This is a genomic window from Micromonospora cremea, from assembly GCF_900143515.1.
Lineage (GTDB): Bacteria > Actinomycetota > Actinomycetes > Mycobacteriales > Micromonosporaceae > Micromonospora > Micromonospora cremea.
Genome location: NZ_FSQT01000002.1, coordinates 376,706 through 389,877, shown reverse-complemented (window position 1 = coordinate 389,877; position 13,172 = coordinate 376,706). Strand labels below are relative to the sequence as shown.

Annotated in this window: 12 protein-coding genes; 7 read left to right on the top strand and 5 right to left on the bottom strand. The window is 71.9% G+C overall.

All coding sequences use genetic code 11. From position 1 onward, the window contains the following. The first annotated feature begins 58 nt into the window (after positions 1-58). The 3 genes from qcrA to BUS84_RS15090 all read left to right on the top strand — a co-directional run bounded on the left by qcrA (position 59) and on the right by BUS84_RS15090 (position 3,664). Positions 59-1,153: a cytochrome bc1 complex Rieske iron-sulfur subunit gene (gene qcrA / locus BUS84_RS15100; protein WP_074313169.1), complete on the top strand. Its 1,095-nt coding sequence runs from the start codon at positions 59-61 to the stop codon at positions 1,151-1,153. Continuing rightward, on the top strand, positions 1,150-2,781 hold the full coding sequence (gene qcrB / locus BUS84_RS15095) for a cytochrome bc1 complex cytochrome b subunit (RefSeq protein WP_074313167.1): 1,632 nt from the start codon (positions 1,150-1,152) through the stop codon (positions 2,779-2,781). Before qcrA ends, qcrB begins: the two co-directional genes overlap by 4 nt. Positions 2,782-2,974: 193 nt before the next feature. Beyond that, positions 2,975-3,664 (top strand): DUF4142 domain-containing protein, encoded by a 690-nt coding sequence (locus tag BUS84_RS15090; RefSeq protein ID WP_074313165.1) that lies wholly within the window; start codon positions 2,975-2,977, stop codon positions 3,662-3,664. A 68-nt stretch (positions 3,665-3,732) separates the two neighbouring features. On the opposite strand, the gene BUS84_RS15085 is transcribed toward BUS84_RS15090, so the two are convergent. The 5 genes from BUS84_RS15085 to BUS84_RS15065 all read right to left on the bottom strand — a co-directional run bounded on the left by BUS84_RS15085 (position 3,733) and on the right by BUS84_RS15065 (position 9,269). After that, positions 3,733-4,020, bottom strand: a complete 288-nt coding sequence (locus tag BUS84_RS15085) for an Lrp/AsnC family transcriptional regulator (protein WP_074313163.1) — start codon at positions 4,018-4,020, stop codon at positions 3,733-3,735. A gap of 79 nt (positions 4,021-4,099) precedes the next feature. Then, entirely contained in the window at positions 4,100-4,999 is a 900-nt protein-coding gene (locus tag BUS84_RS15080; protein WP_244298582.1) for a nucleotidyltransferase family protein, read from the bottom strand. After that, on the bottom strand, positions 4,996-5,538 hold the full coding sequence (locus BUS84_RS15075; protein WP_074313160.1) for an NUDIX hydrolase: 543 nt from the start codon (positions 5,536-5,538) through the stop codon (positions 4,996-4,998). Before BUS84_RS15075 ends, BUS84_RS15080 begins: the two co-directional genes overlap by 4 nt. Before the next feature lie 53 nt (positions 5,539-5,591). Further along, on the bottom strand, positions 5,592-7,385 hold the full coding sequence (locus tag BUS84_RS15070; RefSeq protein WP_074318813.1) for a RelA/SpoT family protein: 1,794 nt from the start codon (positions 7,383-7,385) through the stop codon (positions 5,592-5,594). Positions 7,386-7,514: 129 nt separating this feature from the next. After that, positions 7,515-9,269 (bottom strand): DEDD exonuclease domain-containing protein, encoded by a 1,755-nt coding sequence (locus BUS84_RS15065; RefSeq protein ID WP_074313158.1) that lies wholly within the window; start codon positions 9,267-9,269, stop codon positions 7,515-7,517. Positions 9,270-9,396: 127 nt separating this feature from the next. Between BUS84_RS15065 and BUS84_RS15060 the strand changes: the two genes are divergently transcribed. The 4 genes from BUS84_RS15060 (at position 9,397) to BUS84_RS15045 (ending at position 13,149) form a co-directional block, all read left to right on the top strand. Next, positions 9,397-10,851, top strand: coding sequence for an NYN domain-containing protein (locus BUS84_RS15060; RefSeq protein WP_074313156.1), 1,455 nt, complete (start codon positions 9,397-9,399; stop codon positions 10,849-10,851). 428 nt (positions 10,852-11,279) lie between these two features. Continuing rightward, complete coding sequence (locus BUS84_RS15055) at positions 11,280-11,510, top strand: recombinase family protein (RefSeq protein WP_074313154.1); 231 nt, start codon at positions 11,280-11,282, stop codon at positions 11,508-11,510. Between the two features lie 191 nt (positions 11,511-11,701). Further along, a complete protein-coding gene (locus BUS84_RS15050; RefSeq protein WP_208869676.1) occupies positions 11,702-12,907 on the top strand; it encodes an RNA-guided endonuclease TnpB family protein in 1,206 nt (401 codons plus the stop codon). A gap of 23 nt (positions 12,908-12,930) precedes the next feature. After that, positions 12,931-13,149, top strand: coding sequence for a hypothetical protein (locus BUS84_RS15045; RefSeq protein ID WP_074313152.1), 219 nt, complete (start codon positions 12,931-12,933; stop codon positions 13,147-13,149). The last annotated feature ends 23 nt before the right edge of the window (positions 13,150-13,172 follow it).

Below are 13,172 nucleotides of genomic sequence, written 5' to 3'. Positions count from 1 at the left end.
GGAGCATCCGATTCAGTGCCGTGGTGCCGCTCGGCGCCACCCGTAGCGAGGTGACGGCATGAGCACCCACACCGAGCACCAGGCCCAGCAGGGCCGGGAGCCGCTCGACGTGAACACCCCCGGGCTGACCCGGTTCGACATCGTGCGCGAAGGCGCGCGCCGGGACGACATCGAGATCGTCCACTACGAGCCGCAGGTGCAGCCCGGCACCAAGGCCGAGCGCCGCCTGACCCGGGTGGTGGCCGGGTTCTTCCTGATCACCGGCCTGGCGGCGACCGCCTTCCTGGCCATCTACATCTGGTGGCCGTGGCAGTACGAGCCGGGCCGCGGCGGTGACAAGTTCTACACCCCGCTGCTGGGCGCCACCCTCGGCATCGCCCTGCTCGCCGTCGGTTTCGGCATCCTGACCTGGGGCAAGAAGCTGCTGCCCAAGGAGGTCTCGATCCAGGACCGGCACGAGGGCGCGGTGGACGCGGACGGCCGCACCATCACCGGTCAGACCATGCTCTACATGGCCGACGAGCTGGGCGTGAAGCGTCGCCCGCTGCTCGGCATCTCGCTGCTGGCCGGTCTCGTGCCGGTCGGGGCGGTGGTCGCGGCGCCCCTGGTCGGCGGCCTGATCTCCCAGCCGCACAAGAACAACCAGATGTTCACCACCGGGTTCGCCCCGGCGGAGGGCGGGCAGAAGATCCGGCTGGTCCGTGAGGACGGCCGGCCGGTCCGCCCGGCGGACATCAGCGCCGGCGGTCAGCTGACGGTCTTCCCGGGCATCGAGCACGGTGTGAGCAACCGGCACGCCGATTCGCCGACGCTGCTGATCCACCTGCGCGATGCGGATGCCCAGAAGTCCCGGGAAGCCAACTCGCGGCCGGACGTCGGCCACGGCGACTACATGTGGGGCAACTACGCGGCCTTCTCCAAGGTCTGCACGCACGCCGGTTGCCCGGCAAGCCTGTTCGAGCAGCAGACCAACCGGCTGCTCTGCCCGTGCCACCAGTCCCAGTTCCTGATCACCGACAACGCCCGGCCCGTCTTCGGCCCCGCCAGCCGGCGGCTGCCGCAGCTGCCGATCGAGGTGGACTCCGAGGGCTTCTTCGTGGCGAAGTCCGACTACACCGAGACCGTCGGGCCTGATTTCTGGGAGCGGCCATGAAGCGTCGAAAGTTTGACCTGGCAGCAACGCCGGGCAAGGCCGCGGTGGGAGTGGACGACCGCTTCCAGGTGGCCACCCCGCTGCGCCGGCTGCTGAACAAGGTCTTCCCGGACCACTGGTCCTTCCTGCTGGGCGAGATCGCGCTGTTCTCGTTCGTCGTGCTGCTGTTGACCGGTGTGTTCCTGACCTTCTTCTTCGAGCCGGCGATGACCGAGGTGGTCTACGACGGCAGCTACGCCCCGTTGCAGGGCACGCCGATGTCCGCCGCGTACGCCTCCAGCCTGGACATCTCGTTCGACGTCCGGGGTGGTCTGGTGATGCGGCAGATGCACCACTGGTCGGCGCTGCTGTTCATGGCCGCGATCGTCGTGCACATGCTGCGGGTCTTCTTCACCGGCGCCTTCCGCAAGCCGCGCGAGACCAACTGGATCATCGGCTCGCTGCTGTTCTGGGTCGGCTTCCTGGCCGGCTTCACCGGCTACTCGCTGCCGGACGACGGCCTGTCCGGCACCGGCCTGCGGATCGCCTCGGCGATCATGCTGTCCATCCCGGTGATCGGCTCCTGGCTCACGTCGTCGATCTTCGGCGGTGAGTTCCCCGGCACGATCATCATCAGCCGGTTCTTCATCGCCCACGTGCTGCTCATCCCGGGTCTGCTCGTCGCGCTGATCAGCGTCCACCTGGGCCTGGTCTTCAAGCAGAAGCACACCCAGTGGCCCGGCCCCGGCCGGACCAACGGCAACGTGGTCGGCGAGCGGATGTTCCCGCGGTACGCGCTCAAGCAGGGCGGCTTCTTCATGGTCGTCTTCGGCGTCATCGCGCTGATGGGCGGTCTGTTCCAGATCAACCCGATCTGGCTGTTCGGCCCGTACGAGGCGTGGGTGGTCTCGGCCGCCAGCCAGCCGGACTGGTACGTCATGTTCCTCGACGGCTCGACCCGACTCATGCCGGCCTGGGAGATCCCCATTCCGATCGGCGACGGGTACGTCATTCCACCGCTGTTCTGGCCGACGGTCGTCCTGCCCGGCATCCTGGTGGGCCTGTCGACGATGTACCCGTTCCTGGAGGCCCGGCACCTCAAGGACCGCAAGAGCCACAACCTGCTCCAGCGGCCCCGGGACGTTCCGGCCCGGACCGCGGTCGGCGCCATGGCGGTGTCGTTCTACGTCGTGCTGACGCTCTCCGGCGCCAACGACGTGATCGCCGACAAGCTCCAGATCAGCTTGAACGCGATGACCTGGGCCGGCCGGATCGGCCTGCTGGTGCTCCCGCCGCTGGCGTACTACATCACCTACCGGCTCTGCCTGGGTCTGCAGCAGCACGACCGCGAGGTGCTGGCGCACGGCGTGGAGACCGGCATCATCCGGCGCCTGCCGGACGGCCGGTTCGTCGAGGTGCACCAGCCGCTCAGCTCGGCGGACGGGCACGCGGACGGCCACGGCGAGCTGGAGTACGTCGGCTGGGTGGTGCCGAAGAAGATGAACCGGCTCGGGGCTCTCGGCCCGGCGGTCCGGGGCTTCTTCTACCCGATCGAGAAGCCGGTCGAGGCGCCGGTCTCACCGGGTCACCCGCCGGTCGAGCCCCGGCCCGAGCGCGAGGAGATCGTCAGCGGCGAGAGCCGCCGCTGATCTCCCGACCGCACCGTCACGTGGCGCCCGCCGGAATTCCGGCGGGCGCCACGTCGTATCTGCGTCCACCGCCCATCCGACCAGGAGTGGGACGGCCATGGCGCGACCGGTAGACCCCGCGCGACGGGCGATCGCAGGAATAACCCCGGTGAGCCGGGTATCCGTGCGGTCCAACGTCTCAAGGGGGGGAAGCATGTTGGGTATCAAACGCCTCGGCCTGTTGGCCGCGCTGGTACTGGTCGGCGTCGCGCCGGCAGCGGCCGCGCAGGCCGCGGCACAGCCGTCAACGCAGGACACCCAGTATCTGCAGGCGGTGCACCAGGTCAACCTGTTCGAGATCACCGCCGGTGACCTGGCCCAGCAGAAGGGCCAGAACCAGGGGGTCAAGGACCTGGGCGCGATGTTGAAGACCGATCACACCCAGCTGGACCAGACGGTGCAGCAGACCGCATCGCAGCTCGGGGTGGAGCTGCCGAACGAGCCCAGCGCCGATGAGCAGGCCGTCATCGACCAGCTGAACAACGCCAGCGGCGCGGAGTTCGACCGGCTGTGGGTGACCAGCGAGCTGGACGGCCACGTCCAGGCCATCCAGGCCACCCAGACGGAGATCTCGCAGGGCTCCGAGCAGTCGGTGGTCCAGTTGGCCCAGACCGCCCTGCCGATCCTGCAGACGCACTACGACGAGCTGGTCCAGCTCGCCAACCAGCTGGGCATCCCGGTCCCGCAGACGACCGCCAGCGGTACGCCCAGCCCGGGTGGCACTGGCACTGAGTCGCCAGCTCCGGGCGGCACTGGCACCGAGTCCCCGGCTCCGGGCGGCACCACCGAGTCGCCGCCTCCGGGCGGCGGCACCACCGAGACGCCGGCTCCCAACGAGAGCTGACGAAACGGCAGCAGACGGCCGGCCCACCCGCGCGGTGGGCCGGCCGCCGTGCGTCCGGCGCCCGTGCGTCAGTCCGCGCTGGCCAGACCGATCGCGAACGCCTCCTCCAGGTCGTGCTGGGAGTACGCCCGGAACGCGATGTGCGACTCGGTGTTCAGCACACCCGGCACCTTGGAGATGCTGCCCGCGATGACCTGGGCGATCTGGTCGAACTCGCGGACCCGGACGATGGCGATGAGGTCGACGTGCCCGGCCACCGAGTAGACCTCGCTGACGCCGGGGAGGTTGGCCAGATTCTCCGCCACCTCGGGGATCGCATCGGTGGCGCAGTCGATCAGCACGATCGCGGTGATCACGGGACATTTCTCCGTTCGTCGGCGTCGTGGCCCATGCTAGATGTTTCCGCCCGGGCCCGGAGGCGGGAGGCGTCGCGGCTCAGCCACGCGCGATGGCCGGCACGGTGCGGCCGTCCCCGGCGCGGATGGCGTCGTGCAGCCGCTCCCCGTCGCGCACCGTCGCGCCCGGCCAGACCACCGTGCGCCACACGTCGCCGTACACCCGCGCACCGGCGCCGACCACCGACTCCACGCAGCGACCGGCCACCGTGGCGGACGGGTCGATCAGGGCGCCGCCGGCGGCGGCGTGCAGGTTGGCCGCCAGGTAGTCGGCCGGGGTGCCGGTGTCGTAGAAGGTGCCCGGGTAGGCGATCACCTCCAGCGCGCCGGCCGCCTCGGCCGGCCGCCACACCGCGTGCACCAGGTCGGAGAAGATCACCGGCAGGTCGCGGACCAGCCGCCAGGGCAGCAGCGAGAAGCCGGTGAAGCAGTGCCCGGCGAAGGTGCCCGGCGCCGCCGGGTCCGCGGCGGGCTGACCGAGCAGGCGTACCCGGTGCCCGTCCCAGCCGTCCAGCAGTGCGGCCACGTCCGGGCCCGGCGGAGCCGCCGCGTCGGCTAGGTACGCGTCGGCGTTGCCGACCAGCACCGGCCGCCCGTCGATCCAGTCCCGCAGATTGGCCACCCCGCCGGCGGTGCCGAGCGGGTCGCCGGGCTCCACCGACAGGTGGGCGCGGTCACCGACGTGCGTGACCACCTGGTCGGCGAGGTAGCAGGCGTTCACCGCGACCCGTCCGGGACCGGTCAGGCCGAGCCCCGCCAGCCGGGCCAGCGCCCGGTCCAGCAGTGGCACGTTGCCCACCGGGCAGAGCGCTTTGGGCACCCGTTCGGTGAGCGGGCGCAGCCGGGTGCCCTCGCCCGCGGCGAGCACCACCGCGCAGACCTCCGCGCGTCGCTCGCCCGACTGTCCGTCGGTCGCCGGCACGCCGGCCGCCCCGGTCACGGCGTGGTGTCGGGCACCGGTGGCGGAAACTGCCCGGCCAGCGGCCCGATGTCGTAGTAGGCGAGCAGCCGGGCGGTCGGCCAGGTCAGCCTGGGCAGGTCGTCCAGCGGGTGCCAGGCGGCCTCGAAGACCTCCGCGCCGTCAACCGCCAGCTCGGTGTCGGAGGCCGGCACCTCCGCCTCGAAGACCATGTCCACCCAACCCTTGGCGTGCACGATCGCGTTCGGCACCGCGGGACGCAGTCGGGACGGGGGGAGCCGGATGCCGGACTCCTCGAACAGCTCGCGAGCCGCGCCCACCACCGGGGCCTCGCCCCGATCCAGCAGGCCGGCGGGGAGCGACCAGCCCTTGCCGGGCGGCTGGCGCAGCAGCAGCAACCGGCCCGCACCCGTCGCCTCGGCGTCGCGGACCAGGGTGACCGCGCCGACGATGTACTTGGGCACGGCCAGCCGGACCAGGCGACGGCGCACCGGCAGCGGCAGCCGGTAGAAGGCCTGGTAGAAGACGGCCCGACCGGTGGCGCGGGAGCGGGGGATCATGACCCCAGGCTAGTGGTCACGAATGTCCTTCGGACGCGCTGGGGCCCGGCCGGTCACTGTCGATGGTCGACCAGATCGATGAGCTGGCGTACCACCGTGTCCGGTTCGATCACGCGGTCGAAGACCGCGACCAGCAGGGTCTCCAGGTCGGGATAGCCCAGCTCCTCGGAGAGGCGCAGCAGTGGCAGGTCGCTGGCGAGGCCGCGGTTGTGCTGGCGCAGGGCGAGCCCGATGGTCGCCCGGCCGAGACGGACTTTGTCGCTGATCGTGATGCCCGGCTCGGTGTGCTCGGCGAACCACCGGTTGATCTGCATCTGCGCGTGCGGTGACTTGACGAAGTCGAGCCACTCCCGGCGCGGGCCGCGCGGCGCCTCACCAGCCTCGAAGCCGTTGTCCCCGTCATCCTCGGTGAAGATCTCCACCACGTCGCCCTCGTCCAGCTCGGAGCTCAACGGCGCCAGCCGGCCGTTGATCCGGGCGGCGAGGCAGTGGTCACCCCGCTCGCTGCCCAGCTCGTACGCGAGGTCGACCGGCGTGGCGCCGGCCGGCAGCACGACCTGCCGCCCGTCGGCGAAGACCTGGATCTGCCCCTCGGCGAGGTCACAGCGCAGCGACTCGAGGAACTGCGCCGGGTCGGCGGCGTCCGGCTCCCAGTCGAGGACCCGGCGCAGCCAGTCCAACTGCTCGGCACGGGCCGCCGCGCTGCTGCTGCCCGAGCGCGGGAAGCGGAAGTCCGCGGCGATGCCGTACTCGGCCGAGCGGTGCATCTCCTCGGTGCGGATCAGCACCTCGACGGTGCGGTCCTGCGGGCCGCAGACGCTGGTGTGCAGCGAGCGGTAGAGGTTGTTCTTCGGCGAGGCGATGAAGTCCTTGAACCGGCCCGGGACCGGTCGCCATGTGCCGTGGATCGCACCCAGTGCGGCGTAGCAGTCGGTGGCCGGGCCGTCGACCACGACCGCGATACGCGGCAGGTCGTACGGCGCGGTGTGGCCGCCGGCGATGGTGTCCTTCCAGATCGAGTAGAGGTGCCGGGGCCGGGGGCTCACCTCGGCGTCCACCCGGCTGCGGCGCAGCGCCGCCCGGGCCCGGGTGACCACCGAGTCGAGGTACGCGTCCCAGCCCGGCCGGTCGTGCACGTGCCGGGCCAGCCGGGCGTGCTCGTCGGGCTCCAGGTGCAGCAGCACCACGTCGTCCAGTTCTCGCTTGAGAGTCTGGATGCCGAGCCGGTCGCAGAGCGGGACCAGCACCTCCTGGGTCTTGCGGGCGATCCGTTCCCGCGAGGCCGCCGAGCGCACACCGAGGGTGCGCATGTTGTGCAGCCGGTCGGCCAGCTTGATGATCAGCACCCGGACGTCCTTGGCGGCCGCGACGATCATCTTGCGGATCGTCTCCGCCTCGGCGGCCTTGCCGTAGAACGCCTTGTCGAACTTGGTCACCCCGTCGACCAGGTGGGCCACCTCGCCGCCGAAGTCCTCCGACAGCGCCTGGAGCGTGTAGCGGGTGTCCTCCACCGTGTCGTGCAGCAGCGCCGCCACCAGGGTGGTGGTGTCCATCCCCAGCTCGGCGCAGATCTGCGCCACCGCGAGGGGGTGGGTGATGTACGGCTCCCCGCTCTTGCGGAACTGCCCGCGGTGCATGTTCTCCGCGATGGTGTACGCCCGGCGCAGCACCGCCGGGTCGGTGCCGGCGTGGATGCCGCGGTGGGTCCGGACCAGCTGGGTGACCGGGTCGGAGTCGGTGGTCGGCCAGGTGAGCAACGACCGCAGCCGGCGGGCCAGCGGCAGCTCACCCGACTGGGTCGGCAGGGCGCCCCCCAGGGCGGCGCCGTGTCCGGCGTCGACGTCCACGAGGGACACCTCCTCACCCCGGCCCCGCGGCCGCCGAAACCCGGCGACCGGGAGCAGGCCCACGAATCGGGCAGGACTGCACTTCTCTAACAGCCTAAGCGAGTCGACGTAGTCCGATCGGTCACTTGGTCATGAGCGTTCGGTCGAGAGTTGGTGGGACGCTCCGCTCTCGGCCTTGGCCAGCAGGTCCCGGAACCGCCCCGCGCCACCCGCCGGTGAGGACCAACCGGAGGACATCTCCACCAGCCGGGTCTCCGGTCGCTCCAACCAGGACAGGATGCGCTCGGACTCCTCCGCGGTGGCCGCCGGCACCGGGCCGTGCCCACCCGACACCGTCTCGGCGGTGATCCGGATGGCGTTCAGCGTGGGTCGCGGGTGGACGCCGGGCGGGGACACGCCCGCGCCCGCCAACCGCCCGTGCCGGACCAGGGCCAGCTCCCAGCCGCCCCGGGCGGCCGGCCGGGCCGCGGCCAGCTCGACGATCCCGGTCAGGGCGGCCAGCCGCTGCATCCGCACGGTGGCGCGCAGCACCGCCGCCAACCGGGACCGCACCACCGCGGCCTCCTCGTAGCGCTGGTCGCGGGAGAGCACGTCGATCCGGGCCAGCAGCGCGTCCACCACCGGCTGTGGGTCGCTGGCGGTGGCGGTGCGGAACGGCGCCGCGGCGCGGTGGTCGTACTCCTCGGGGGTGATCTTGTGCTCGCAGGGTGCCGGGCAGCGACCCAGCTCGGCCAGCGCGCAGGCCGGCGTGACGGTCCGCAGCGAGAGCCGGTGCGTGCACTGGCGCAGCGGCACGGCGTCGTGGAAGCCGGCGGCGGCCAGCTCCGCGGCCCGCCGGGAGGTGAACGGGCCGAGGTACGCGGTGTCGGTGGGGGAGAGGTCGCGGACCACCGACAGCCGGGGGTACGGCCCGTCGGTCAGCTTGAGCCAGACCATCCGCTCTGGGTATTTGGACCGCCGGTTGTACGGCGGGGCGTGCGCGGCGATCAACCGCAGCTCGCGGACCTCCGCCTCCAGCGAGTGCGCGCACTCCAGCGCCTCGACCCGCTCGGCCGCGGCCAGCATCTCGGAGATCCGGGCCCGCTTCTCGCCGGCCGTGAAGTAGCTGCGCACCCGGGTGGCGATGTCGCCGGAGGTGCCGACGTAGAGCGGCCGGTCGTCGGCGGCCCGGAAGATGTAGACGCCCGGCACCTTGGGCAGCCCCTCGGCCAGGTGTCGCTTGCGGCGCTGCGTCGGGGTGACCGCCCGGGCGAACTCGATGGCGTCGCCGACCGTGTCGACCCGGTGCCCGCCGAGTCGGGCGATCAGCCCGTGCAGCACGTCGACGGTGGCCTTTGCGTCGTCCAGCGCCCGGTGGGTGGGCTGGGTGGCGGTGCGGAAGTAGGCAGCCAGGGTGCCCAGCTTGCGATTGGGCACCTCGTCGCGGGTCAGCACCCGGCGGGCCAGCGCCGCCGTGTCCAACACGCGGGGGTTGGGCCAGCGGTAGCCGTGCTTCGCGCAGGCGGCCTTGAGGAAGCCCACGTCGTAGGGGGCGTTGTGGGCCACCAGGACCGCGTCGGCGATGAACTCCAGAAAGCTCGGCAGCACCTGCTCGATCGGCGGCGCCGGCACCAGCATGGCCTGGGTGATCCCGGTCAGCACGGTGATGAACGGCGGGATCGGCTGCCCCGGGTTGACCAGGGTGGCCAGCACGCCGAGCTGCTCACCACCGCGCACCTTCACCGCGCCGATCTCGGTGATGCCGCCGCCGTCCGGCGCGCCGCCGGTGGTCTCCAGGTCGACCACCACGAAAGTGGTCGCGTAGAGCGGCAGCGCCGGGTCCACCCCACCTACCGCCGCGTCGAGACCGGCCAGCGACTCCTGGACGTACTCCGCCTGTGCCATCGGCGGCACGCTAGCGCGCCGGTCCGACACTCCCGTCACAGCGGCCCCACCAGTCAGCATGGGGCTAGGATGAGAGATCGGCTCACTCACCGGGCGGTGGGCCCGGTCGCGGTGGGAGACTTGCCACATGCCCCTCACCGAGCCGTACGACGACCACCTCCCGCAGGAGGATCCGGTCGCGCGCGACGGTGCCGTGGGCGACCCGGACGACAACGTAGTCACGCGGACATCCGGCGCACCCAGCCCGGCGACACCGGGTGACGGGCCGGCGATCGAGCCGGAACCCACCCTGCCCGAGCCGGTCCGCCAGCGGATCGTGGCGCTGACCGCCGCGGTGCTGCCCACCCTCCCGGGCGACGAGGTGCCGGTGCCGTTGCGCCGGGTGGCCAAGTTCGCCCCGAACCGTCGGGCCCGGCTCGGCGCGCCGGCCATCGCCGCCCAGCTCACCGCCGACCCGCTGTTCCGGCAGCGGGTCACCGCCCGGGTGCTGGCCGACGCCGGTGACCTCGGCGCTGCCGTGGTCGAGGGCACCGCTCCGGCTGCCGCCGACCCGGTCGAGGTGGCCGCGCTGGCCTACCTGGCCCGGCCGCGCGGCTGGCGGGAGCTGATCGACGCCAGCGGCGCGGCGGTCCGCGCCGAGGCGGACAGCGCCGTCGTCGCCGAACTGGTCCGTGAGGCCGAGCAGCGGGCCACCCGGGCCGAGCACGACCGGGCGGTGGCCCGGGTGGAGGCGGAGAAGCTCCGCGACGAGCTTGCCCGGGTCCGGGAGGAGCTGGGCCAGCTCCGTGAGGAGTCCCGCCAACTGTCCCGCACACTGCGGGAGACCCAGGCCCGCGAGCGCAAGGCCACCGAACTGCTGGCCACCGAGCGCGGCCGGGCCGCGCGCGCCAGCGCCGACGTGGACGCCGAGCTGCGCCGGGCCCGCGCCCGGCTGGCCGAGGCGGAGGCAGCCGCCGGGGTGGCGCGGGCCAGCGCCAAGGAGGCCCGCTCGGTCGACGACGCCCGGCTCTGGCTGCTGCTGGAGACCATCGGCCAGGCCGCCGTCGGGCTGCGCCGGGAGCTGGCACTGGACCCGGTGGACAAGCTCCCCGCCGACTTCGTCGCCGACGCGTTCGCCGACCAGCCGGGCACCACCCCGGCCGGCCCGGCCGCGCGCGCCCGGGACACCGACGACCCGGCCCGGCTGGACCAACTGCTCGCGCTGCCCCGGGCGCACCTCGTGGTGGACGGCTACAACGTCACCAAACGCGGCTTCGGCGAGATGTCGCTGGAGCAGCAGCGCAAGCGCCTGATCACCGGCCTGGGCGGGATCGCCGCGCAGACCGGCGACGAGGTCACCGTGGTCTTCGACGGCGCCGAGCGGATGCACGGGCTGCCGCCGGCGCCGCGTGGCGTACGGGTGCTCTTCTCCCGCAAGGGCGAGACCGCGGACGAGCTGATCCGGCGGCTGGTCCGGGCCGAGCCGGCGGGCCGCCCAGTGGTGGTGGTCTCCTCCGACCGCGAGGTCGCCGACGGGGTCCGCCGGCACGGCGCCTACCCGCTGGGCGCCGACTCGCTGCTGCGGCGCCTCGCCCGCTCCTGACCGTGTCTGGCCGTCCCGCGCCGGGCGCTAAAGCATGATCGACTCCAGATCGCTGACACCGGGCCATCCTCGCCCGGGACACTGCGACATCGCCGAAACGGTGTCGATCAGGGAGTGGGGCCCGCCGCATTGGATCGTGAAGACGTTCCCCGATCCAGATCAGCTGACTCGGACACTTGAACGGCTCGGCTGTTCGGCGCGGGTGTGGCCCGCTGGGACGCGGTTGATCGCTGGCTCGGCCGCGCCAAAGCGCGGGTCTGGCCGGTTGCCAAGTGAGCAGCGCTCTCCTTCGTGTGATCGACACGAGGTCGGCGATGTCGCTGTGTCCGGCCGGTCGGGATACCCCGATATCGCTGACCTGGAGTCGATCTCGGCCGGTCGGGGCGGTTGTCTGGGTTTCTGTCGTACCCGGTGTCTAGCGTCGATGTGTGATCGCCCACCAGGACCGGCTGGCTCGCTTCGGCTTCGACTACCTCGCCCACGAGGCCCGGGTCGCTGGCTGCGCCATTATTGTCGCCAGTCAGGAGTCCTGGTCGCCGCGGGAGGAGATGGTGCAGGACCTGCTGGCTGTCGTGGACACCTTCTCCGGCCGCCTGTATGGGCTGCGCAGCTACGAGAAGCAGCTCAAGGCGGCGGACTTGACTGAGGGGTCGGCGTGACGACGACGCGGATCGCCTACTCGCACCGCCTCAACGCCGGTAAGCACCGTGCGCTCATGGAGCAGGCCCGGCGGCTGGGGCGGGTGCGCTCCGAGGTGTGGCAGCGCTACGGGTCGGTCAGCGGAGTTGGACTCACCGACCGCCAGGTCCGCGACCGGTGGCTGGCCAACGGCACCCACCACCAGTTCGGGGTGTTGGCCAACGCCTGGAAGGAGACCGTTCGCGACGCGATGGCCGACATCGCCGCGACCCGCGAGTCGGCGAAGGTGCAGGTGCGCCGGGCCATCCGGCGCCGCACCAGCGATCAGGCAGAGCTGAAACGATTGTTCGGTCTGCTGAAGGTTGACCGGTGGGCCAACGACCCGTACCTGTCGCGGCAGATGCGCTCACTCTGGCGGCGCGGGCACAACCGCACCCACAATCAGATCGTGGTGCGCGCGGACCAGCATCACACCCGGGCTGACGAGGGCGGGCGGTTGTGGCTGGCCGTACCCGGCCTGGTGCGGCGCCAGATGGTCCGCATCCCGTTGAACACCGCTGTCGCCCCGACGGGCACGCTGCGGCTGATCCTGCGCGGCGACCGCGTAGAGATCCACTACCAGATCGACGCCGCCACCATGAAAACCTCACAGCGGCCGTGTGGCACCGCGACACTCGGGGTGGACAAGGGTTACACCGAGGCGCTGACCGATTCCGACGGCAACCACCACGGCGGTCACCTGGGTGACCTGTTGACTGCCGAGGCTGATCGGATCAAGGAGCGCAACCGCCGTCGGGCGAAGGTGCGTTCGGTCGCCAACAATGCCGCCCGGCGCGGCGACCGGGCGAAGGCCGAGCGGATCGCCAGGAACAATCTCGGCACGATCAAGCGTGACCGGCAGGCTGCCCGTCATCAGGCGCGCGTGCGCACGGAGATCTTCACCGCCGTGCACCAGGTGGTGAACAAGGCCGCCGTCGTGGTGGCCGAAGACCTGACCAAAACGTTCACCGGGCGCAAACCGCTGGGCAAGAACACCAACCGGCGTCTCGCCGCGTGGACCAAGGGAGTCACCGCGGAGGCGCTGAAGAACGTGTCGGAGCGCAGAGGTTCTGCGCTCGTGCACGTCAACGCCGCCTACACCTCACAAGTCTGTCACCGCTGCGGCTGCTTCGGCCGCCGCGCCGGGGACCGGCTTCACTGCACCCTGTGCGGGGTGGTGTGGCAGGCCGACGTGAACGCCGCGATCAACGTCCTGCGACGACATGGTGACCCCGACATCACCCTGCATACCCCGCATCGTGTGGTGAGGCAGATAGTGCAGGCGCGGGCCGATCGCCACCGGAGCAGACTGCCGCTCCCGGACTCCATCCCGGCCCGCCCGGGCGGAGAGCGAATCATCCAACCTGCTCAGCAATGAGCATTAACTAGGAAGCAGGCGTGATGCTCATCGACTGCGACGGGTGCGCGAAGCGGGGCGACGGCTGTTCCGGCTGCCTGGTGACCGCCCTGTTCGACGAGGCGTCCCCGGCGGCCGGGCTGGCCGCCGCCGAGGTCCAGACGATCGAGGTGTTCGCCCGGGCCGGCTTCGACGTGGAGGTGCTGGCCGCGCCCGCGCGTCGAGGTGTCGCCCGCCGCCGCGCCGCCCGCCGGGTCGCCTGAGCACGGCACGACACCGCGCCGGG